The organism is Prevotella sp. MGM2, from assembly GCF_002933955.1.
Classification (GTDB): domain Bacteria; phylum Bacteroidota; class Bacteroidia; order Bacteroidales; family Bacteroidaceae; genus Alloprevotella.
The window spans coordinates 125,748-149,463 of record NZ_BEWW01000283.1; the positions used below are offsets into that span (position 1 = coordinate 125,748).

Below are 23,716 nucleotides of genomic sequence, written 5' to 3' on the forward strand. Positions count from 1 at the left end.
TATGAGATACAACGGCTCTTTTGACTATTGGCATGGTGGCGAGGTTTTCACAGACCCCGCAACCGGCTTTACTGTTCAAAGCGACACCGCCGCTTTTGAAGAGGGTTGCGAGTGCCAGATTGATATTTCTATTCCTGCCAAGCACTACATAGGTACTGACGGGCAAGAATACACCTACACTTACGATGTTTTCATTTCAAAGTATTTCCGAGGTGAAATAAGTGTGGGTGATACTATCCGGCTCTACAATGCCGACAAGACCATGATTGCCGAGTTTAAGGCGCAAGGGGTAGATACGTTGAACCGAAAATATATTGAGGTATGGGGATAACTCCGATGTTTGGCAGTGGATTGATAGCCGCCCAAGTAGCCGCGTTTCAAAATCGCGTTGAAGAGGCTGCCATATTCCTTTGCAAATACTTGGGTGAGGAATTAGTCAAGTATGCAAAGGATAAGCACAACTATACCGACCGCACGGGTAATCTCACAAACTCAATAAGCTATGTTGTAGTGAAAAACAAAGACATAGTTTTCGGTCCCGCCGACCAATCCGACAAGCCGCAAGAGGCCGCGCTGAAAGCCGCAATGAAAATGATTGCGACACTCCCCGATTGTATTGCACTCGTGATTGTTGCCGGCATGAACTATGCCGCCTATGTGGAGGCAAAGGGCTACAACGTGATACTCCCCGCCGAACTCAAAGCCAAAACCGACTTTCCAAAGGCAATGCAAAAGCTCATGGATAAGGCGAAAGCCAAAGCAAATGAAATGTTTGGAATGACAATATGATAGCGACCGAGGAAATAGCTGTAAGGGTTTACCAAATGCTCCAAGAGAGCGAGGTTAAGACCATGATAAGCGGTGTAATCGACTACGAAAGGAACGACTACACCAAAGAGGACGTTATCATTGTTCCTCACACCATAGACGGCGAGGGGAGTGTGCGTTACGGACAAATCAACGTGAATATCCATGTGCCGGACATACAAAAGCCGATGACCGGCGGCAAATCCGTGTTTCGCACTAATCACTCACGATTGATTGCCATTCGAGCCAAAGCCATAGAGGTACTGCAAAACCACTATGAACACGGGCAAGGCTACAACTGGAATGTGGGGCTAATCAATCCCCCTATCAAAGAGCCAGACCATGACGAGCATTTCGTTTCATTTGCTCTGGAAATCACCGTGAGAGATAAAACAAGTAATCAATAACAACCAATTTAATAAGACCATGCCTATATTATCGACAATGGGGCTTAAAAAAATCTTTATAGCCCCCGCCGGCACAACCGCCGGCCAAATGCCCGCAAAAGGCAATGCGTGGCTTGACTTAGGCGATGTTTACAAAGACACCTGTCAGCTTGTAGATGACGATGTGGAACAGACCGTGCATGAATCGGAAACGTCCTCAAAGAAAATCACGCTGATGGGTAACTACGTTACCGCCGTCAACCTCACACTCATGGACCCGTCGCTGGAGCAGCTATCCCGGTATTTCGGTGGCACAATCACCGGTTCCGCGCCCAAGCGTAAGTGGCTGCGCCCCCTCAAGCCTGTTTACAAGGAATGGGCCGTATGGCTCATGCCGGAAGAGGGCTTGTTTGTCGGCTGCCCCAACGTAGTAGTCGTACCCAAGTTTGAAATCACCTATTCAAGCAAGGGTATCTGTCTGGTGCCTCTCAAAATCAATTTCCAAGACCAGCTCTGCATAGACGAGGAAATGACTGACCCGACACAGACCGACCCGACACAGACCGCCTAACAACGGGCCTTTTCGCAACGACTGCGCCCCCTATCCCTATTCGGTTAGGGGGCGCATTTAATTAAATCGCAATGGAACAGCAAGAGCAACAAGAACTGACACGCGAGCAGCGGTTAGAGATAGAAGATAAGGCAATACAAGCCCTCCTATCAATGGGGGCTAAGTTTACCGTGCCTTTGAAAATTAACCCAGTTAAGCCCTCAAAGTGGTTTAATCTCAAAAAACGCTTATTCCCAAAGCGCAATGTGGTGTGGCGCGATAAGCAGATACCCAAAGACTGGGATGTAACGCTTACCGATATACCCGATGTTGAAACCGGCACGATGAAAGAGGTGTATATGCGCAATTTCCATATCAAGCCTCTTTATCTCGGAACTATCGACCGCTTGCGCCAGCTCTATATGCTCATGGAATACAACGAGGATGTTGTGCAAGCGCAACCTATCCAAGAGAGCAAGCGGCTATTCAAGTACATACCCCAAATGGCAGAAATAGCCGCCGTTGCAGTCATCAACGACCCGATTGTGGCCGACCTCAAAAACAAATCCGTGCGGGACCTCAAACAATTCTTTATGGAACACCTAACCGTGGCACGTTTACAAAAACTCGCCGAGGTTATTAACCAGATGATGAACCCCGCGGGTTTTACATCCTCTATTCGATTGATACGGGAAATGGGAACGACCCGGCCGAAAACCGAGAACGACCGAATAGAGTAACCGGGTTGAACTCTCCGTGGGGTAATCGTGGCGAACTACTACGAAACTTTGGGTGGAGCTATGAATACTTGCTATGGGGCATTTCATGGCTCAACGTGCAACTGATGATTGCGGATGCGCCGAGGGCAAAGGAAGTGCCACTTGATGAAAACGGCAACCCGATTGATGAAAGCCAGACAATCACCCAAGAACTCACAACAAAAGAAGATATTAAAAACTATCTCAAAGGTTATATGTAATGGAAAACTTAGGCGGCGCGTTAGGATTTAGGGCAACGCTCAATATAGATGATTTCAATGTGTCGGCTCAGTCAATGGAGCGACAGATTAGAAATTTCTCCAATACCGCTATTAGCGAGGTTGGAGAGGTTGAGGATTCATTTAGAAAAATGGCCGAAAGCGCAGGGCGTTATATCTCCTATTACCTTGTAGGACAGGGTATGCACGACCTTGTAAATTCCATTATACAGACACGCGGACAATTCCAGCAACTGGAAATTGCCTTTGAAACAATGCTGGGCAGTACCGATAAGGCTACTACGCTCATGCAACAGATGGTTGACACCGCCGCCAAAACGCCATTTGACCTTATGGGCGTGGCTGAGGGCGCAAAGCAGCTCATGGCTTATGGTGTGAGTGCCGACAAAGTGAATGACACGCTTGTAAGGCTTGGAAACATAGCCAGCGGCCTTTCCATACCCCTCAATGATATAGTTTACCTATACGGTACAACAATGGTACAGGGCCGGCTCTATGCGCAAGACGTGCGACAATTCACGGGCCGTGGTATTCCACTTGTAAAAGAGCTTGCGGAGAAATACCATACAACAGCCGATGCGATAAATGAAATGGTGTCGGCCGGCAAAATCGGCTTTGCCGATGTCGAAGAGGTCTTAAACAAGATGACTAATTCCGGCGGTCAATTCTACAACCTCATGGAAAAACAATCGGCCTCTCTCACGGGACAGATTGCAAACCTACAAGACGCTTGGGACACTGTTCTTAACGACTGGGGTAAATCCAACGAGGGCTTATTCTCCGGGGGTATTGCCGGTGCCACATACCTTGTGGAACACATGGATACGTTGGTGCGCATACTGAAAGCGGTTGCTATCGGCTACGGGTCTGTGAAAGCCGCTATCGTACTCAATAGCGTTGCAACCAAAGGCTACACCGGCATTGCAGTGATTGACAACACCGTAAGGAGCGCAAAACTCGTACTTATGAAAGCCGAGGCAGCTCTCAACGGCACGGCTCTTGCTCAAAAGAAAGCTATGACTGCCGCCGAAAATGCACATTTTACGGCATTGGAGGCTACCCTAAGCGCGGAACAACAAGCGGCTATTGTCAAGCAGCTACGAATAGGGGCTATTACGAGCCTGTTGACTGTTCAGCAGCAAGAGTACCTATCCAACATCGGACTTACTACATCAAGCGCAGGATATGAAGCCGCAGCGTTGAGTGTCCTTTCGGCCGAGCAGCGTTTGGCATTGTCAAAAATGGATTTGACAGCCAAAAGTGCGGCCTATCGAGCTGCCGTTATTCAAGAGGTACAATCCAAACGGGCAAGCCAAGCGGCCTCTTTGGAAACCATGCGCACAACCGTAAAAGAGGCGGCCGTGGCAGTTGAAGCCGCCAAGTCAAAGGCTATATCCGCGACACAAGCGGTTGAGGCGGCCCGTTATGAGGTGTATTGGGCGCAACAATCAGGAAATGCAACAGCCATAGCTGCCGCACAAAAAAGGCTTGAGGCGGCCGTGGACCAGCAAGCTATTACTAGCAAAGCGTTATTGGCGGCTCAATCGGATTTATATGCAAAGAAAAAACAGTTTGAAACTCTTGCGACCACACAAGCCCGCGCCGCCTCGGTAGCTGACACTGCCGCCAAGACTGCACAGACAGCAGCCACAAGCATATTATCGGCCGCTACGGGTAAATTGACAGCAGGGTTAAAAGCTCTCTGGGCTACAATGGTAACTAACCCTATCGGCGCAATCTTATCGCTTGTGGGCTTGTTGATAAGTGCATTTACAATGCTGGGCGATAGTGAGGATGATGCGGCCGAAGGTATGGATAAATTCGGAGAGAGTGGAGGCAAACAAACCGGGCATTTGTCGGCTCTCTTTGGTGTCCTAACTGCCGGAACAAAAGGTACTAATACCTACAACAAAGCATTAGAGGAAGTAAACAAGCAACTTGCCGAACACAACATGGCTTTGTTGGGGTCTGAAAGTACGATGCAAGATATAGAAGAGGCTCACAAGCGCATTACTGAAGCCATAAAAAAACAATCGGCTGAAACAGAACACGCAAACGCTTTGCAAAATATTGGCGATGAATATGCCAAGTCGCTTGATGATGTGGCTGCCAAAATTCAAAAAGAATTAAAAGAAGCTCACCATTATGTAGATTTAGGTGTTGGCAGCATTTCGGTAGATAGCGATGACATTCAGCAAAATGCGACAGCCTTAGCCTCTCAAATTCGTGGACTTATCGAGGACTCATTGCCCGAAATGGTAAAGCTGGATGATAGCAAAAAAGCCGAAGCAAAAGCTAAGTTGCGTCAGCAGATTACAGATGTAATGACTGCGGCCGGCATTGATAAAGAACACGCTGAATTGATAACTGATTATTCGTTTATTGATGATTGGTATTATGACGTGTTTTCAGAAGATGGCGGCATTATAGACCAAGCTCTACAAGCTCGTGATGCGTTTGATTCACAAACCCAAGCAGCCAACAATGCCTACCATGCTATTGTGGGCTTTGGCGAGGGTGCTGAGGAAATAATCCCCAAAGTGGATTTATCCAAACATTCATTAGAAGAGCTACATGATATTGCCGCTAAACTTGACGGAAAAGAGGTTGGCATTGACATTAAGGTCTATGGCTATGCGGATGCTATGCAAATGCTTGCAGATGTTCAAGCACAAATCGGGCAAAAGCAAAACGACCTCAATACTGAAACTGGCATAAATAGCGAAATCCAAAATCTCAAAAAGTTGCGCGGCGAGGCTCAACTGGGAAGTCAAGCATGGAAAGACTACAACACCCAAATTGATACACTCCAGAAAAAGTTGGATTCCGCCACGGGCAGAAATAAGCGCGGTGGCGGGCGTAGTGGCGGCCACAATGGAGCAAACGATGCGGCCCGTGCCGCTGATACTTTGGCACAAAAGCAGCTTGAGGCTGAAAAGCGTGTCGAAGAGGCCCGTATTGTAGTCATGGAAGAGGGCTATGCCAAACGCAAAGCTACTCTTGACCTACAACATAAGGAAGCTCTTGACCGTATCGACAAAGAGGAAAAAGAGCTTATAAAGGCTCGTAAAGCCGCAGGCAAAGGCGGCCTATCCCAAGAGGAAAAAGACGGCTTTGCACAACGCCGCGCCTATGAGAATCAAAGCTACCAGCAATCCACAAACAAACTCTTTGAGGGAGAACTGGATTATAAGAAAAAGCAATACGAACTCTATTGGCGTTGGGTGGAGAATATGGGTAAGGATGTTGCCGATAAGCAATTTGCGTCTTTGCTCCAATCGGGCAATTCTTTCAAGCAGTATCTTGAAAAGCAAATCGCCGAACTCCAAGCCAAAAAAGCCGCCGGAACAATCACCGAGGGAGAGAGTAATTTTCTTATATCCCTTAACGTGCAATATGATGAGCTTACAGGTGCAAAAACGGCTCTTGACGCTTTCCGTGAGAGTGTCAATGCCGCTATCAATCGTAGCCAAACTCTTGCCGAGAAACTGGCAGCGGTGGCAGATGCAAAACGCAAGCTGGAAAATGGCGAAAGTGGTATTATAAGCGATGATGACCGAGTCGCCGCAAGTCTGGACCTATCCCAAAGGGAGGCCGAACTCCAAAAAGAGGTACATGAAACCGTCCTAAACGATTATCGCTCTTTTGAGGAACAAAGGCAATCTATCACCGACCAATACGCTTTACTCCGAGCTGAGGCCGAGCGCATGGGCGATGAGGAACGCATACGCCTTATCAACAAAGCTGAGAAAGAGGCATTGTCGGCTTTGAATACGGCATTTCTCCAGCAATCCGATAGCTGGAAAAAGTTGTTTAGCGACCTAGATACTCTTTCCGTGGGGCAAATCTCCAAGCTGATTAAGGATGTTGAGCAACAGTTGGCCGCCGGCAATCTCCAACTCTCGCCCGTGGACTTTAAGGCCGTTATTGACAGCCTTACACGAGCCAAAGAAAGGATTCAGCAACTCAACCCGTTCTCTGCCCTTGATACGTTCTTTAATGACTATCTCAAAGCGAGAAAGAAACTCGCAGCAGCCAAAGCTGCGTTAGCCAAAGGCGAGGGTAGCAAAGAGGATGTAGAAAATGCCGAGCGTGAGGTAAAAGCCGCCGCCAATGGTATTACAGAATCCGTAGAAAAGGTAACGGATATTACCACAGAGTGCGCCTCTTCGCTACAAAGTATGTTTGACGCACTGGGCATGGACGGTGTGGCTGACGGGCTGGGAACTGCAATAGAACTCATGGGGCAGTTGGGTAATGCCGCTGCCTCGGTCGGCAAGTTTATGAGTGGCGATATTATAGGTGGAGTTACTGGCATGATTTCATCTATAACATCTGTTATAGGTATATTTTCCAAGCTCCATGATGCAAAGTATGAGAAACGAATACAAAACCTACAAAAGCAGATTGACGCGCTGGAACGCTCATACAATCGACTTGAACGGGCCTTTAACAACACCTATTGGGTGTTTAATGATGAGGAACGTGCTGGTTTTGAGCAAAACATTAAGCTCATAGAAGACCAAATAGCCGCATTGGAGAAACAACGCGAAACTGCCCGTCGCTCATGGGATTTTGCTCAGTATGCAAAGTTGACAGCCCAAATTAAGGACTTAAACGGCCAGTTGTCAAAAGCCAAAGAGGGTGATGATATGCTGGGCTTATATGAGCAGCAAAAAAAATCTCTCCGTGAGCAACAGGATTTGATGCGCCAACAGATAGACGCAGAACGCTCAAAGAAAAAGACCGACAACGACAAAATCCAACAGTGGAATGACGCAATAGAGCAGATTGAACAGCAGATTGAGGACTTAGACCGGCAAATGATGGAAACCTTTGCCGGGACCACAACCCAAGAAGCTCTCGACCAATACGCAGACGCTATTGTTGACGCATATTGCGCCGGAGAGGACGCGGCAAAGGCTCTTGGTGATACCACGAGAGAGGTATTGAAAAAGGCTGTAATAGATGCGCTCAAACGCCAATTCTTAGCTAAGGCTATGGACGAAGCCGTGAAATATCTTGGAGAGGCAATGTCGGACGGTGTTTTGACTGACCGCGAGAAAGAAACATTTGAATTGATGACAAAAAGAGCCGGTGAAACATTCACTAATGCTCTTGACGCGGTAGGCGATTGGATTAAAGATGTTGAAGATGTCGCAACAGACCCCTTGACGGGTGCCGTTACCTCAATGAGTGAGGAAACAGGCGGTGTGATTGCGGGCCGTCTTAACGCTTTCATCATAAACCAGACCGAGCAAACAAGTGTGTTGCGTGAACAGCTTTTGGCACAATCGGCAATCGCTCAAAACACTGCAACCGCCAACACTATTCTCTCCGAGGTACGCGATACTCTCAAACGGATAGAAACCAAAGACAACTCTTTACTCTCACAAGGAATATCGTAAGGTTATGGAACTGATTCAACAACTCAAACAAGACGGCATAGACAAAGGGCTATGCCGCCTATGGCAAGGGAAACTCCGAGCTGGGCTTTCAACCGAGGAACTTGCAAAGCTCTACATTAAGGGCATTGACTTTTGTATTTCCGAAGATTACCCTACGCTCAATTTTCTCCGGGAACATTTCAAGGGCAAGTGTGAGCCTTTCGGGGTGTATGTCGATGATGAGATACCCTCGACCGCCAACAAGCCCGATATGGTGCTTAACGGGGCTTGCAAAGCCATGTTGGAGTATGACGATTTTTCTGTTTCGCGTCTATATATGCGCCATGATAGCGAGGCGGCCGTGATTGTTTCCAACAATGCCATTGTTACCATTGACCTATTCGATAATGCGAAAATACATATCTCCGTAATAGGCACCGAGGCGCGTGTCAACATCAACGCCTATGGTCGTAATACCACGGTAGATTATATCGGCATTTCATCGTTTGCGAGAATTAAAACAATATTTCACGATAAACCCACATACTGATATGGTTGATAAAAATTTAATCTTGTATCTGCCTTTTGATGACCCGGACGGCTCAAAGGCTTACGACTACTCCGCGGGTCGCCATGACGCAACACTTTCTGGTGGAGCGATGTTTACCAAACAAGCAAAGGCCGGTAAGGCTCTTGACTTGTGCGGTGGAGAGGTAAACACTGAGCAGAATATTCCATTTACGGGCGATTTTACCGTATCACTCTATGTTCAGATTCAGCAGAGGCGTTTGGGCTGGCTCTTGAATTTACCCGGTATAGAGCAGCACAAAGAGCAATGGGTCGATGTGGTGCCGGGTGAGTGGTATTTTATTTCTTTTGTGCGCTCTGGTTCTACGTTCAAAGTCTTTCTCAATGCTGATTGTACATACGTTGGCAATCTGGCCGCTAATCCCACGGGGCTTGCTCTCTGCACCGAGGAACTGTTAACCACGACTGCAAAGCTCGATGAGGTGCGAGTGTTCAACGTGGCAAAGACCGAGAAAGAAATCCTCAAAATGCAAGCCAACAACGATGTTGAATACTATGTTGACGGTCACAATTTCAAGGACTACGGCGTGTATGTGTCGGCCTCTGACGGGCTTGTTGGCAGGCTGGCGCAGAAAGAAAGCCTATCGGTAGACTACGACAACTACCACGGTGTTGTGCGCGACCGCAAGCGCAAGCGTTTCAAAGAGCGCACAATATCGCTCAAATGTTTCATTGAAGCCTCAAGCCGTAGTGCGTTTGTAGAGTGGCTTAACCGCTTTCTCGCACTCTTTGACGGCGACCATACGCGCCGCCTTACCGTAGAGTATGACGGCAAGGCAAAGCCCCTTGTGTATGAGGTGGATTTGCTTGATGATGTGGCAGTTGATAAAAAGTGGGGCAGCTACAACGAGGAACTAATGGTAGGCACATTCACACTCAAACTAACAGAGGACGAGCCGGTGAAAAAGGTACTACGCCATATCTCCAACAACAATAACTCAAAAGCCACTATCACCGTGTCAACCTACAAGTACCTTAACATCTACTGGGGTGATGGCACTCACACATTCAACGTGGGGGGCAATGATACTACCGTGGAGCATACCTACGCTCTCCCCGGCGAGTATGACATTATCGTAACGGGGGTGATAGAAGATATTGAAAAGTTTGAAACCAACGCCATAATGGTATGGGAATTACTCAAATAATCAAACGCAACGGCGAGATTATCAAGCTCAATACAAAGGAGCCGTTTTGCGTAGTCAAGCAGGCTACGCAAAATAGCTCCCTTATGGGCGATGACAATATCACATTACAAATCGTTTCCTCCGAAATGCTCTCTTTCAGCAAGGGGGATAAAATCGTTGTGGACGGATTCGACTACACCATAAGGACTACAACAACTCGTGAAATTCAAGGCGAGGATTACAACATCTTTGAGCCTGTTTTCTACGGCCCGATGTACGACCTTATGAAAACCATATATCGAAATTGCGACAAAGACGGAAAATCCGACCGCTCGACATTCGATTTGACCTACACAATTAAGGAATTTGTGCAGGTGCTTATCTACAACCTTAACCGCGATTATCCGGGTATGTGGGCTTTCGATGAGCTTAATTGCCCCGAAACCGAGGCTATCACAATCCAATTCTCCGGGGTGAATTGCTTGCAAGTGTTACAGACGCTTTGCAACAAAGACAATTTCAATCTGGAATTTCTTATATCCCAAAACGGGAATGTAAGAACAATCCATATCGGTAAATTCGGGCAACGTGTCAATCCCCCCGGCGGAGCAGAATACTTTGAGTGGGGCAAGGGCAACGGTCTATACAAGCTCAAAGAGCAAAAGGTTGATGATAAGGCTGTGATTACTCGCTTGTGGGTAGAGGGTGGCACAACCAATATCCGCACAAACTACCGTGAGTATGCCGAGAGATTGCAACTGCCATATCCACGCCGTTACAATCGTAAAAGGCACGTCCTTAGTGACGGCACTGTGATTGAGCCAAACACCGAACTTATAGGCATAACAAACGACAATGACCGCTTTTTAGAGGACGTGGCATTGCGCGACAAAATAGGCAGCGAGGAAGATTGCAAGACCTATGACAAAATTTTTCCTACCCGCACGGGGCGCGTGACTGCACTGGTGGCCGGCGATATTAACGCTTTCATTGATGACACTATGGATTTTGACCTTTGCAAGAAAGATGACAAAGGCACCGTTTACTTAGTGAATGAGGTTAGCGCGAAAATCACTTTTACCAGCGGCCGACTTGCTGGGCAGCAATTTGAGCTTGAGGCTAAGAATGGCTATGACCATACGACAAAGAAATTCCGATTGATTCCTTTTACCGACAATCGCGGCCTAACTACTCCGACTGTACCATTTGAGCAAGGTGGCGCATACCCTATTGAGGTAGGAGCGACCTACAAAATTACCGACATATTTTTGCCCGAAAGCTACGAGGAAAATGCTGAGGAAGATTTATGGTATGCCGCTATGGACGATTTCAAGCAGGCTACACAAGCTAAGGCTCAATACAGCCTAACACTGGACCGTTTGTATTTCCTTGAGGCGTTGGAGCGAGGCGTTGATGTTTGCCTTTTCAAAGTGGGCGATTATGCACCTGTGCGTGATACTCGCTTTGGCATAGAGAAACAAATACGCATACAAAAGATTACCCGCAATCTACTTTTGGAGCAGGATTATCAGCTCACGCTCTCCGATACGACTGCAATTTCAATCTCGACCCAGACCGTTCTCTCTGTTATCGACCATGAGCGGATTATAAATAACAACCGCCTACGGGACCTTAACAAAGCCCGCCGCGGGTGGCGCACCACCGAGGACTTACGCAATATGGTGTATGACACGGACGGCTTTTTTGATGTTGATAACATTCGCCCCAACTCTATTGACACAAATATGCTCACTGTCGGCTCAAAGAGCCAGCAGTTTGTGTTGACGGGTGTAATACTCCAAGCCAATGTAAACGGCAACCCAAATAACTTTGCCGCCTCCGCCGGCATATTATCACACCTTACGATTGACCCAAGCCGAATAAGGGCATGGCAAATGGGCGCACTCACATTTGAATTGCCAAGCAATGCCGGATATTATCTCTTTGCCAAATGCTCTAAGACTGGAGAGAGTGGCACATGGATAATGGCCCAGACGCAATATAAGTTTGAGCCGACCGATGACCCAAACAATTACTATTTCCTTGTGGGTGTTCTTTCAACGCTCTACGCAGATGACAACTTCCGTGATTTCACAACCACTTATGGATTTACGCGCATAAACGGCAATACTATAACCACGGGGCGCATTATTACGAGTGATGGAGAGTGCTATCTGGACTTAGACGGTAATAAATTCCGCATAGGCGATAGGTCAAGTTCTATTGATTGGAATGTGAGCCGAAACAACACTATAACTCTCAAAAACGTAAGTGTTATTAGTGAGAGTGGCGATGTTGCACCGTTGGGCGTATATCGTGGCGTATGGAACGTCAATTACACATACTACAAGAATGATGAGGTAAGCTATACCGATGAGAAAGGCGCGATTGCAACCTATCGTTACATTCACAATACACCGACAAAAGGTCACAAGCCTACTGAATCTGTGTATTGGGGAGTTGTGGCAAAGGGCATAGACGGGGTTAATGGCGATGACGGAAAGAATGGCGATTTTACCGAATATCGCTATGCTGTGAGTGGCGGCAAGTTATCGCATGGAAAGGCATTTACCGCCAGCGATAGAAACCCCGGCAGTGACTGGACAACTGTAATGCCCTCTGTTGGCAGCTTGCAATATCTTTGGCTCACTACTGCAAAAATCAATGGAGAAACCAATGCCTTGAGGGCGAATTGGACTACTCCGATTCGTGTAACCCCCTATGATGGTGTGGACGGTACTCCGGGTAAAGATGGTGATGTTGGTCCCGCTCTTGTATTTCGTGGCATATATAGTAGTTCAAAATCATACGTTGGCTCTGATAAACGTGTTGATGTCGTAAAGTACAATAATCATTATTATGTTGCTCGTACTGATGCGGGAACATTTTATAACGTATTGCCAACAAACACAGCGAAATGGAATGATTTTGGAGCGGAGTTTGAAACTATCGCAACCAACCTACTCCTGGCGGAGGGTGCCAATATCGGAGATTGGTTTATGTCTAGAGGTAAGATTGTATCAACACTCTCTGGCTCCAACAATATCACTCTGGATGCGTCTGTAGCTCAAATCCTCATAGATAGTGCCAATGACGGAGGAGGCTACTCAATGAATAACTTTGGCACGATCATTAAATTGAATGCCAGCCAGGGTATGCTGGAGGTACGAGCCAAAAACTCTCCCTCATATTCTACTGGTACTGCCTACCTATCTCCAAACGGCATCTTTGCAAACCTGGCTGGTACCAATGCAATGCCATCCTACACTGGCTACACCCACCGAGGGGCTATTGTCGGTATGGGGTTTGCCAATGTCGCAAAAAGTGATTGGCAGTTGAATGCTTTGGAAACCATTGTGGCTGGCGTGTATGGAAAAGCATCCAACTCTGGGACTGCACCAGCATTCGGAGGATTCTTCTATGAGCTCTATGCTGGAGGTCTGACACTGGGCAAGAGAGCTATATCTGGCACCAAGAAAACGGTATATCTGAATGCTGCCGATACTATGATCATAGGCTACACCTCTGATACCTCTATTGTTTACCTCCCAGCAAATCCCAAAGAGGGGCAAGTTGTCTGGGTGAAACAATGGTGGACTGGCACCATGAGGGTACGCCCCAGGACTGGGCACCACATTTATGATGATAATACCGAAAACGAATACTACGATTTTGATTGTGGCAGAGCTGGAATGTTTGTGTTCACGATCGGTTATATCACCTCTGGAAACACCAAGACTAAAAAAGAGGCGTGGCTGGTATCTGCATGGAAATGGTAACGAATAATCTAAGTTATGGTAGAATACGGATTTATAGATAATGATGGCTATCTAAGGGTGAAAGCCCTGGAGCCAGTCACATTCCAGGAAAGAAACCCCGATACTGGGGTACTGGAAACTAAGGTTTACACCGTGGAGGATCAGATTAATGATCTGCCTCCAGGGTGGAAGCCCCTGGAGCGGATTGATGATGATCAGATCCGCAAAGCCGATGATGGCTACATGGTGACTGCCATTCCTTATGATGCTGGAGAAACTATCTCATATCACTATGAGGTGGTGCCCGATCTCCAGGCTATGAGGAGGCGGATTGAGGATCTGAAAGCAACGCTGGCAGATTCCGATTACCAGATCATTAAGTGCTATGAGGCTGCTTTGATCGGTACTCCATTGCCCTATGATGTAACGGAGTTGCATAACTCCAGGCAACAGATAAGGGATAAGATTAACTCTCTGGAGGAGATCCAGGCAAATATGATGAGCTTATAAAAGGGCACCAATGCTGGACGGTCTGGCTGGGATCTGCTCCTGGCATTTATGGTGATTCCTATATAGAAAGGAGGTGTCATATAACATAATTTTTGAGATAACAAGGATTTTCGCCTTAAAATGTGTTAGTGGAACACAGATTTTGACTATCTTTGCAGTATAATTTACCAAGTTAATTTTATGGAACATCCAATGTATAGCTTACGGATCCTTTCAAAAGGTAGAGTTTCAGACCTTTCAAAGGGTTTCACGCTCGGAGGAGTGCCGTTTTCTGTGTTTGTCAGACCCAAAAAGGCAAGCATGGAAACCAACATTCTGATGCCGTGCAAGCTCATCTGCGATAAGGAGAGCGGAGCTTTCCCCGTGCCTGTGGGTGATTGGACTCCCGGTAAGATTGTGGCTTTGCCCCCCAACGCTATTGACACCGACAAGTATGAGATTTTCTGGGGGGCGAGTGAAGCACCACATTTAGAATACTACAAATGATATGGGACTTATTTTAGGCAGCGGCTCAACCAAGCCGCAATATCCGTATGATATGTGGTATGGGGTGCAAGGCGATTTTACCAGCAAGGACTACAAGCTCACTCGCATAGGTAATATGGACTTACACCGCACACTACCTATCCAAAAGAAACTGAGGCGTTTCGTGGAAAACACGGATGGCTCCGTGAAATACTATCTCCACCAGAACGATTCCCGTAAAAAGGATTCTGGAGCGGCGGCAAAGCTCGACACCACGGACGGAAACGTGATGTTGGAAAAGCCCGAATACTACGCACGCTTTGAGGTAGAGGGTACAAAATGGGCTATGTGTATTTCCGAATATGCCCTCCCCGGCTTTGTTCGCATGACACGAAAGACTTGCTCACCGTGGTATGGCACTATTGACATTGCCAACAACATAGCCGTTTCCGGCTGTTGGTTGCAATGGGTAGGTAATGAGATTAAGCGCGATGCCAACGGCTTTGTTTCATTGCTTGCAAGCGCAACAAATTTCCGTGGTGGCAGTGGAGCGAGTGATGCGGCAAAAGATGGCACATACAACTCAATGCTCGGTATGCCCCGCACCTCAATCTCAAAAGCTGGTGTTCGCCCCCTTTGCAAGAATGGTACTCACGCGGGGGCGGGCCGTGTTTATACTGAAATTGCATGGCTCCAGCGTATTGAATACGCCTCAATGCACTGCCAAGACACCTACAATGAAACACTCACCGCCGATGGCTTTCATCAAGGCGGCCTCGGCAATGGCACGTCCGTTAATGGTACTCAATGGAACACATGGGGAGGCTATCGGCCTTTCATCCCCTGCGGTGTTACTGCAATCCTCGGCAACAACACTGGCCGAGTAGCCTATACAATCAAGGGCTGGACCGGTGGCGATAAGGTGGTGCAAGTTGCATCATATCGTGGGCTTGAAACACCCTTTAAATATCTTTGGCTGCTTGCCGATGACATTCTTATCCATTGCTCACCCGAAACAGCCGATGACCCCGGACATTGCACAGCCTATGGTTGCACCGACCCCACAAAGTTTGCCTCTCCTGCCGACACGTCAACCGCCATTCCTGCCGGGTATGAGCGTATCACTGAGTTACCCACCGCTGAGGGCTATCAATGGAATTTCGGCTTTTCCTACGATGGCTTTACATTCCCTACAAGCGTAGGTGGTGGAGCAAATCAAGGACTTTGTGATTATTTCTGGCGCGTGGCAAAGGCAACAGCTAATGGCTGGTACGGTGCCCTCCTGTCTGCTCCTGCGACTTATGGAGCGCATGCGGGCTTCGGTTCTCTGAGTGCGAATGCTCGTTCCTCGTACTCGCATGCGTACAGTGGCTTCCGCTTGTGCCGTTTTTAACGGGACTGCAAAACACGGCTCACGGAGCAACGAGAATTTACCAAAACCAAAACGTAAGACAATGAAAATAAACGAATAACAAAATACGGGTGTCGGCGGTCAGGGGTGCCCTCCTGTCTGCTTCTGCGAATTATGGAGCGCCTGCGGGCTTCGGTTTTCTGACTGCGACTTATCGTTCCTCGTACTCGAATGCGAACAGTGGCTTCCGCTTTTACCGTGGTTTCAACTTTACAAAGATATTTCAGACTGTTGACCGCCGACACCTTACCTCTTGGTAGAAAAATAGTGATTAACGTAGTGTTAGTAGGAAATCGAAAGCTCTACATTAGACTAACGGCACTATGGGCTTGAACGCAAAAACATATCTCGCGGATTACTCCGACTTTGAGGATTGCGGGCTTTACATAGGCGATACGGGCAAGATGTTCCACTCGCCGGGTAAAAAGCTCAAAAACATCTATTGGCTGCTATACACCAATGAGAATTTGACGCTATCCCAATATACCGCACAAAAGGGCAAATCCGACCATATACGGGTGGGTTATCGGGTGTAGTGAACAACATAAGGAAAAAGTCTTTAACATCATTATTTCAAAAAATGGCAACAACAAGAATCTTATCAACCGGGCTGTTGGCTAATGAACGCCCCAATGTGATTGACCCGTACAACAACGGGCAGGGTACCGTCCTCTATAACCATAACATCACTGAGGTAGATGTGGTGGTTGATGAAATGGGCGGCGTATCAATCACCGATGACCCCAAGACTGCAACCGGCAAGATGTACCGCTACGACAGCCTCCGGGTGGAATACCCCACAACCGCCGACAACATTTTCAGCACCCTCCTTTCGGCAAAGTTCCCTACCAACACTGAGAGAAAGCTGGTGAACGAGTACCAGAGCGCAATGCTGGGGCTTATGCCCGAAACCGCAAAAAAGCCCTATGAGGACTTTTTGCGCGACCGTCTGTCTATCCGCGAAATGGTGGATAGCGATTGTAAAACCCTCAATATCCCTATGGACTTATGAACGACTATATCGAAGATTTTGTAGAGGATGAATCCGCCGCATCCTCCGACCTTTTCGATTGCGACTACACCCCGATAGACGCGGTGGTTAACCAAGTCACTGTGTTTACCGGGTGTACCACACGCGCAACTGAAAACGGAGACCGTATGGTTGTCGCTTATGGCGAGGGAGCTGCCAAATCAGCATTTTTCATAGACAGCAAGAAATTGAAAAATGTGTTTGGTAATCCCAATCGTAAATATCCTTTCCGCGCTGTAATCAAAGTGGTAAGCTATGGCAATATGTATGGCTTCAATGTGTTTTCACCGAACACTGAGATAACGGCCGATGATGAGGCTAATTTCAGCTTTTACAAAAGCTCCAAAAAACGTATGCCGCGATGAACACAGTACAGGACACAATGACCGTGGCGCAAGGCATTACGGATTTAGGAATGATGGCTATCGTGGCCGCGTTCTTTCTGGTGCTTTCCGCGCTCCTATGGGTTGCGTGTTTCCGCTGGTTCAAAGGTATCATTGACGGAATGATTAAGGGCAATACCAAAATGGTTGATGACCTCATAGGTGAAACCCGCAAGCAAAACGATATGCTCAACGACATATCCGAGGGCTTGCAACCCGAAACCCAACTAAGGGTTAAGAATTTCACCGGGGTTTACTTTGACTTAGCCATTGAAAAGGTTTGCCGGATAATCAAGAAAGTCAGAGAGGAAAACCACATAGCGGATAAGGAGGCAACCCGTACCAAAATCCGTACCTTACTGCACAATCTCCATGAGGATAGGAACAGCCGGTTTGATAGTTTCCGCTATCGTGGCAAAATCCTCACAACCTATGTTAACCATGACTGGGTGGATTGGGTAGCTGAGGTTGTGGAGCATGAGGTGTATTCCGACACGGTTAACAACGGACGCGCTTACACCAACGTGCAAGCCGTTTATGAGAGAATAAAAATCGACTTTTACCATAAAATGAATCACGAATGAAAATCCTTATTGACAACGGCCACGGGGCCGACACTAAGGGCAAACGCAGCCCTGACGGGCGATTGCTTGAATACAAGTACACCCGTGAGATTGCCGGGCGTGTAGAGAAAGAGCTACGCGCCAAAGGCTACGATGTTCAACTTATCGTGCCGGAAACGCACGATGTATCACTCACTGAACGCGCCCGCCGCGTGAACGAGATATGCGGTAAGATTGGCACCGCCAATGTTATTCTTATCTCTATCCATGTGAACGCCGCCGGCAACGGGCCGTGGATGACTGCAAGAGGCTGGAGCGCATTTACAAGCAAGGGGCAGACTAAGGCCGACATACTGGCTAATCACCTCTATGCCGCTGCTGAAAAAGTGCTGGCCGGCCACAAAATCCGTAAGGACATGAGCGATGGTGACCCGGATTGGGAGGAGGGCTTTTACATTCTCCGTAAGACCAAATGCCCCGCCGTACTCACTGAGAACCTATTCCAAGACAACAAGGATGATGTGGATTTCCTGCTTTCCGACAAAGGCAAGGAGGCTATTGTCAAACTCCACGTTGACGGTATCGTAAGTTACCTCAAATCCATTGGCGCATGAAAAAGCCTATCATTCTTATTGTAGCGGTGCTGGTGATTACTGTATGCTCCTTATGGAGCAAATGCAAGTCGCTTTCAGAGGACAATGAGAGATTGACCGCCAACAACACCGCTCTTATGGATAAGGCAACCTACTTTGAAACGGAGGCCGGCAATTCGGCCGCCTCCGTTCAAAGGCTGGAGTTATCCTATTCCGAGTTGGAGCGCAACTATCAACACGTTTGCCAAACGGCTGATGAGTTGGGTGTGAAAGTCAAACGCCTCCAAGCCGCCGCCACGACTGCAACCCAGACCGAGGTTAAGGTTGTTACTGAAATCCGGGACAGCATTGTATATCGTGATGGATTGCTTGATAGCCTCAAGGTGCTAAGGTGGCAAGACCCATGGGTTAACGTTGCTGGAGAAATCCGGGGGCGTGATGTTGAGCTTGATGTTGTTTCTTGTGACACTATCAAGCAGATTATCCACCGGGTACCGAAAAAGTTTTGGTTTATCAAGTGGGGGTGCAAAGCTATCCGGCAAGAAGTAGTAAGCACCAATCCACATACCAAAATAACTTATACTGAATATATCGAATTAAAAAAATAATTTTCTTGTAGTAACATTTATAGTTAGAGATAGGGGGAGGCCGTGAGGTTGCCCCTTATTTTTTTTGATACCATTATAAAATATATAATGCGTTTGGTCGTTACAAAAATAAGAGCTAACTTTGCACTACCGATTCTTGTAATCGGTGTTGCAAAATAATCCCCGTTAGCTCCAAAAAGGCGCGGGGATTTTAGAATTTAAGCACAAATTCTACAATAGTTCTACAAAATGCCGATTTAGCCTCGTATCTGGTTGATAGTCAAAGTTGAGTTAGGAGTTTCATAAAACTCTGACTTGTATCAATGGATATAAGAAGCCGACAAAGACTGAATATTGGCGACAGGTGGTTGACTTTATTGACCCCCGACTAATTGAACACGCTCGCAAATACTCTCAGCTAAGAATGTTCTCAAAAGGTGAAGTCGTCAGATTTGGTACGGAATACTGGCAGTGCCTGGTTCCTCATGGATATGAGGCTGGAGAAATCCATCTTCCGGGTGTCAAGGCTTGGCGAGAAGCTGAAATCATTCCTTGGGAGCCTAATCTTGAATGGGAGAAAAATCAAGTTTGTTCATACAATGAGCAATTCTATCAGTTCTTAGATGAACCAGAGCCTGCTGAATCCTCTGAGTCTAATCCGGATGATGGGGTTGTGTCAGTTAATGAAGATGATTCTGACATTGAAGAAGAACCGACTGCACCTAATCCTCCAGTGGAAGAACCTGTCCTTACTCCGGAAGAAGATGACCGATGGGGACTTATTGGTGAGTATTCTGAGGAATTGGAGTATGATTATTCGGAAAATGCTCGTGACTATGTTGTAGCGGAAGGAACCGTTTTCTATCCGGTTCTTAATCCTAATCCAGATAAATTGGTTGAGGGCGTAAATATTACGAGGGATGATCCCAGAAACGCTAATATTGTGGCCCACATGAGCCGTATCGCGCTCTATCATCTTCATTCGATTATTTCACCTACTAACATCTCAGAAACCCGCCGTTGGGCTTATGAAGATTCTATACAGTGGCTCTACAATGCCTCCAAGTTCAAAATCAACCCTCAGCTTCCCCGTAAACGTGAACATGATTCTTGTATGCCTAAAGTCGATTGGGCGTGTGCGACATTCCAGAGGGATTATGACCCCAATGAAAATGCTTGGTTGATATAAAAATATTTTCTTTTCTGCCTGGTTAGGCGGTTGGCTCACTTCACAATGAACCAGCCGCCTAAATCTTTAACTATATTTAACACTCAATAGGGCTTAAAATTCAAATTTCATCGAAATAATAGGGTTTGAAATTCAAATTTTAGATGTAATTTTGCGTCACAAATCGCGGTGTTGTGTCGCAACTTGTGCATGAAGTTTGACAAATCTAAAAACCGTCAATGCTTTAATTGTCTGGTTTTCAATTATATGACATAGCAGAGTGAGGCGTGCCTCGTCCTCTCCGCAATAAACGCTGAAAATCAGCAAATTGCAAAGCAAACACCCAATTTTACATTCTTGGGTGTAAAATTGGGTGTTTTTGTATTCTTTAAGATTGATAGTATGGGAAGGTAAGTGGAAAACCTCCCTTTTAACGTGCAAACCACTTGTTTTTTCTTGGATATAACGGGGAATTTACGGATTAATCTCAACTATTAAAAACTGTCATTCAACAAGTTCAAATTCACATTTTCCCGATTCACATCCATTGAATATAACAGCAATCTGATGAATGCCGGGATAAAAAGTTCTTGTCGTTATGGGGCGAAACGAATGTTTCCTATTGACTTCCGTAATGGAGTTTCCTTTGTATTCCTTCTCACTGATTTTATAGACTTTCCTCGTCATCTCTCCATTCATTTTCCGATAATAGATTCCGTATTCCAATCTTATTGTCCGTTTTTCCGTATTATAATTGTTTAGATTAAAACAAAATTCAACAGAATCACCCATTTTTATTCTTTTTGTAAGAATCTTAAAGTCACCTATGCTGATATTGTCATTCAAACTCAGTCCAAACAGGTTCAATATCTCGTGATTCCCCTGCTTAAGCAATGTTCGGCATCCATGCTTGATAACCCAATCAATATTCTCTGATTGCCCTTTCCATTTTTTAGCCAAAGCAATTACGATTTGTGGATTATCCTTTGAAATATCGTTCAGGTTATTGGCAACACTCAACCTTACAAACCTGGATGGATCGTTTTTCAGATTTTCCATAATCGGAATGATGGGAGCTGGATTTTCTTTTAATTTAGGCAATGACATCGCCCACGGCAGACGAGGTCTGCACCCTTCCGATGCAAGCCTCCTTACCCCCCAGTGCGGATGTTTTGACCAAGCCAACATCTGTTTCATCATTTCATCTTGATATTTCACAATAAAGGCATGGGTCACAAATTCGCAAGTCGTGAATTGCGTAATTCGCTCAATGGCTTTCACTGATGTCTCATAGTCCTCTATTCCATATCGCTCCACATAATGGTCCAAAATACCCCCATATTCTAATGTCAGCAAATTGAAATTTTTATCGTCTATCTTTGAAAAATCGAGCAGTCTAACTTTTACACAGTCTAATAATTTAAAGATTTTCGCAACAGCTTCTTTATACTCGGTTGGCATAAACTTGTGCAGAACAGTAGTTATGTGTGCAATCCGCTGCTTATAACCTCTGTTCTCCCATTCTTCATCCATAACTAAAGTTACAAACTTGTCTACACTCATGTTCTGGAGAACAAGAGACAAGTCGTTGACAAACCTTCCAAAGAATGGCTTATCAAACATATTTTTAAAAGATTCTGCCATTACTTTTATCTTACTACTATACCATTTTCGATGTTGATTTCAATTTCATAGTCCTTTATATCCTTGATTCCGATGCCGCTATGAGTTCTTTATCTGCTTCGATATTCTTCATCTACAAAATAATACAATGCTCCATAGCACGATGGAGCGATTTATAAATGCAGAAGCACAAACTACTGATGCAACACTCGAAGTCGAAAGTCGTAGGAAACCTTGTGTACAGATGTAGAGGTAGCAGCCCATGCTGTATGCGTGAGAACCACTATGCAATCCCAGTACACTGGTGAATTTCCTACGTTCTCGACTTACAAGAGAGCATAACGCTTCTTATTTTCTTATTTCTTGGAAAGAGTTGCCCCTATCCGAATGCAAAATTAGTTATTTTATTGATGTTTTGGATTATATAGAGCGGAATTATAGCTTGAATCCTCTATTTTTTCTTGGCTCTTCCGCTGACTGTCGTAAACTTTGCCGTAATTTATTCCACTGTTCTTTGAACCATTCGTCCATCGACTGCTTGTTTATGGTCAGTATCAGTTTGCTATCATCGGTTGGATTCTTTTCCACCTTGAAAATATCATTCTTGATGTCAAACTTCCGTCTGTGTTCTTCGGAATAAATCCTGCCATTGCACCTGATAGCCTCTTTCTTGGTCAGGAGGCTCTCTGTCATTTCTTTGGTGAAGCCGATGGCAGCACACAATTTTTCCATTCTCAACATCTCCCTGAGCATCGGAAACCACTTGAAAGCCTTTTCAAGCAAGGTATTCAGCCGTGATATTTCCTTGTCTTTGGCTTCAAGTTCCTGATTGTGTATTCCTTGAAGATTACGAATCTGTTTGCCATGCTGTTCCTGCATCTGTTGCATACGGACTTTTAAATCGTCAATGCTTTTGTTCCGTTTGGCAATCTCCTGATGCAGTTCCACATTGCTATGCTCCAGCTCTTTCAGTTTTCCGCTGCCGAAAAGAGAACCTACACCGCTTGCTATGGCTGTGGCAGCATCGGTGGCTACACTTTTGAGTTTGTCAGTGCGTATCTCCGATTTTACTTGTTTGAGTTCCTGTTCGGCAAGTTCCACCTGTTGTTCTTTATGCCGCTTTGCAGCATCTATGCGTTGTAGTTCGGCTTTCTGCTTCTCAATTATAAAATCGTTTCGTTCCAAATGCTCCTTACCAGTAACATTTTTTGATTGACCACGTTCCATCATTAGAATGTCTGATGCCAAAGTCTGCATTGCTGCCATATCCTCGTCATTGAGTTTACGGCTCTTTCCTGTATCGTGGTTCATCCAGTCAAAAACAATATGGGCATGATAATTCGGCTTGAACCATTTTCCACCCACTTGGAAACTCTCCTTGTCTTCTGTGTCAGGTTTTCCACCCAGCCAATGCCCCTCATCCTTATGCAGGAATATTTGGAGTGGCGTGATGCCCCAGCGTCTTTGGCACTCTTCGCCAAATTCACGCACATCAGCCAGTGTGGTTTCCGGTCTGATGAGCAGTACACCCTCACGAATGGGGGAACATCCTGCCACCTTGATTATTTTACCATTTTTTCCTTTGCGTTCCCGCTCTTTTTCCTGCATGGCACGTCCGGTCTTTTCTTTGACCATCCGTTTGATATTGTCGTAGTGCGTTTGCAGTTCGGGAGTGCCGAAGTTCGGGTTTATCCATTGTTCGTTGTCGGCAGAAAGTTCGGACACAACAGGGTCAAGCCGAAATTCCGGTGCATTTGTTAAAATTCGAGAGCTGAAATGTTAA

Annotated in this window: 22 protein-coding genes; 20 read left to right on the forward strand and 2 right to left on the reverse strand. The window is 46.3% G+C overall.

What is annotated here, in order from left to right; all coding sequences use genetic code 11:
• Position 1 precedes the first annotated feature (1 nt).
• From C5S62_RS08305 to C5S62_RS08395, 20 genes are all read left to right on the forward strand, one after another.
• Complete coding sequence (locus C5S62_RS08305; RefSeq protein ID WP_104404909.1) at positions 2-331, forward strand: hypothetical protein; 330 nt, start codon at positions 2-4, stop codon at positions 329-331.
• On the forward strand, positions 322-789 hold the full coding sequence (locus tag C5S62_RS08310; RefSeq protein WP_104404910.1) for a hypothetical protein: 468 nt from the start codon (positions 322-324) through the stop codon (positions 787-789). The genes C5S62_RS08305 and C5S62_RS08310 overlap by 10 nt, the downstream gene beginning before the upstream one ends.
• Positions 786-1,214, forward strand: coding sequence for a hypothetical protein (locus C5S62_RS08315; protein ID WP_104404911.1), 429 nt, complete (start codon positions 786-788; stop codon positions 1,212-1,214). The genes C5S62_RS08310 and C5S62_RS08315 overlap by 4 nt, the downstream gene beginning before the upstream one ends.
• 19 nt (positions 1,215-1,233) lie before the next feature.
• The gene (locus C5S62_RS08320) at positions 1,234-1,764 is read left to right on the forward strand and encodes a hypothetical protein (RefSeq protein ID WP_104404912.1); all 531 of its coding nucleotides are present in this window, start codon (positions 1,234-1,236) and stop codon (positions 1,762-1,764) included.
• A gap of 71 nt (positions 1,765-1,835) precedes the next feature.
• Positions 1,836-2,483 (forward strand): hypothetical protein, encoded by a 648-nt coding sequence (locus tag C5S62_RS08325; protein WP_104404913.1) that lies wholly within the window; start codon positions 1,836-1,838, stop codon positions 2,481-2,483.
• Between the two features lie 5 nt (positions 2,484-2,488).
• Positions 2,489-2,722 (forward strand): hypothetical protein, encoded by a 234-nt coding sequence (locus C5S62_RS13290; RefSeq protein ID WP_133159549.1) that lies wholly within the window; start codon positions 2,489-2,491, stop codon positions 2,720-2,722.
• Entirely contained in the window at positions 2,722-8,148 is a 5,427-nt protein-coding gene (locus C5S62_RS08330) for a tape measure protein (RefSeq protein ID WP_104404914.1), read from the forward strand. Before C5S62_RS13290 ends, C5S62_RS08330 begins: the two co-directional genes overlap by 1 nt.
• A 4-nt stretch (positions 8,149-8,152) precedes the next feature.
• Positions 8,153-8,677, forward strand: coding sequence for a hypothetical protein (locus C5S62_RS08335; RefSeq protein WP_104404915.1), 525 nt, complete (start codon positions 8,153-8,155; stop codon positions 8,675-8,677).
• A gap of 1 nt (position 8,678) precedes the next feature.
• The gene (locus C5S62_RS08340; protein ID WP_104404916.1) at positions 8,679-9,863 is read left to right on the forward strand and encodes a hypothetical protein; all 1,185 of its coding nucleotides are present in this window, start codon (positions 8,679-8,681) and stop codon (positions 9,861-9,863) included.
• The gene (locus tag C5S62_RS08345) at positions 9,845-13,621 is read left to right on the forward strand and encodes a hypothetical protein (RefSeq protein ID WP_104404917.1); all 3,777 of its coding nucleotides are present in this window, start codon (positions 9,845-9,847) and stop codon (positions 13,619-13,621) included. The genes C5S62_RS08340 and C5S62_RS08345 overlap by 19 nt, the downstream gene beginning before the upstream one ends.
• Positions 13,622-13,636: 15 nt before the next feature.
• A complete protein-coding gene (locus C5S62_RS08350; protein ID WP_104404918.1) occupies positions 13,637-14,110 on the forward strand; it encodes a hypothetical protein in 474 nt (157 codons plus the stop codon).
• Positions 14,111-14,410: 300 nt separating this feature from the next.
• Positions 14,411-14,596 (forward strand): hypothetical protein, encoded by a 186-nt coding sequence (locus C5S62_RS13905; RefSeq protein ID WP_223301193.1) that lies wholly within the window; start codon positions 14,411-14,413, stop codon positions 14,594-14,596.
• A 1-nt stretch (position 14,597) separates the two neighbouring features.
• A complete protein-coding gene (locus tag C5S62_RS08360; RefSeq protein ID WP_104404920.1) occupies positions 14,598-15,968 on the forward strand; it encodes a hypothetical protein in 1,371 nt (456 codons plus the stop codon).
• A gap of 347 nt (positions 15,969-16,315) precedes the next feature.
• Entirely contained in the window at positions 16,316-16,522 is a 207-nt protein-coding gene (locus tag C5S62_RS08365) for a hypothetical protein (RefSeq protein ID WP_133159550.1), read from the forward strand.
• Between the two features lie 44 nt (positions 16,523-16,566).
• Complete coding sequence (locus C5S62_RS08370) at positions 16,567-16,998, forward strand: hypothetical protein (protein WP_104404922.1); 432 nt, start codon at positions 16,567-16,569, stop codon at positions 16,996-16,998.
• Positions 16,995-17,381, forward strand: a complete 387-nt coding sequence (locus C5S62_RS08375) for a hypothetical protein (RefSeq protein WP_104404923.1) — start codon at positions 16,995-16,997, stop codon at positions 17,379-17,381. Before C5S62_RS08370 ends, C5S62_RS08375 begins: the two co-directional genes overlap by 4 nt.
• Complete coding sequence (locus C5S62_RS08380) at positions 17,378-17,983, forward strand: hypothetical protein (RefSeq protein WP_104404924.1); 606 nt, start codon at positions 17,378-17,380, stop codon at positions 17,981-17,983. The genes C5S62_RS08375 and C5S62_RS08380 overlap by 4 nt, the downstream gene beginning before the upstream one ends.
• Positions 17,980-18,576, forward strand: a complete 597-nt coding sequence (locus C5S62_RS08385) for an N-acetylmuramoyl-L-alanine amidase (protein ID WP_104404925.1) — start codon at positions 17,980-17,982, stop codon at positions 18,574-18,576. Before C5S62_RS08380 ends, C5S62_RS08385 begins: the two co-directional genes overlap by 4 nt.
• The gene (locus C5S62_RS08390; protein ID WP_104404926.1) at positions 18,573-19,163 is read left to right on the forward strand and encodes a DUF6549 family protein; all 591 of its coding nucleotides are present in this window, start codon (positions 18,573-18,575) and stop codon (positions 19,161-19,163) included. Before C5S62_RS08385 ends, C5S62_RS08390 begins: the two co-directional genes overlap by 4 nt.
• 403 nt (positions 19,164-19,566) lie before the next feature.
• Positions 19,567-20,331 carry a hypothetical protein gene (locus C5S62_RS08395; protein WP_104404927.1) on the forward strand — a complete coding sequence of 255 codons (765 nt, stop codon included), beginning with the start codon at positions 19,567-19,569 and terminating at the stop codon, positions 20,329-20,331.
• A gap of 483 nt (positions 20,332-20,814) precedes the next feature.
• On the opposite strand, the gene C5S62_RS08400 is transcribed toward C5S62_RS08395, so the two are convergent.
• Positions 20,815-21,954 (reverse strand): DNA alkylation repair protein, encoded by a 1,140-nt coding sequence (locus C5S62_RS08400; RefSeq protein ID WP_104404928.1) that lies wholly within the window; start codon positions 21,952-21,954, stop codon positions 20,815-20,817.
• A gap of 414 nt (positions 21,955-22,368) precedes the next feature.
• Entirely contained in the window at positions 22,369-23,697 is a 1,329-nt protein-coding gene (locus C5S62_RS08415) for a mobilization protein (RefSeq protein WP_104404929.1), read from the reverse strand.
• Positions 23,698-23,716 lie beyond the last annotated feature (19 nt).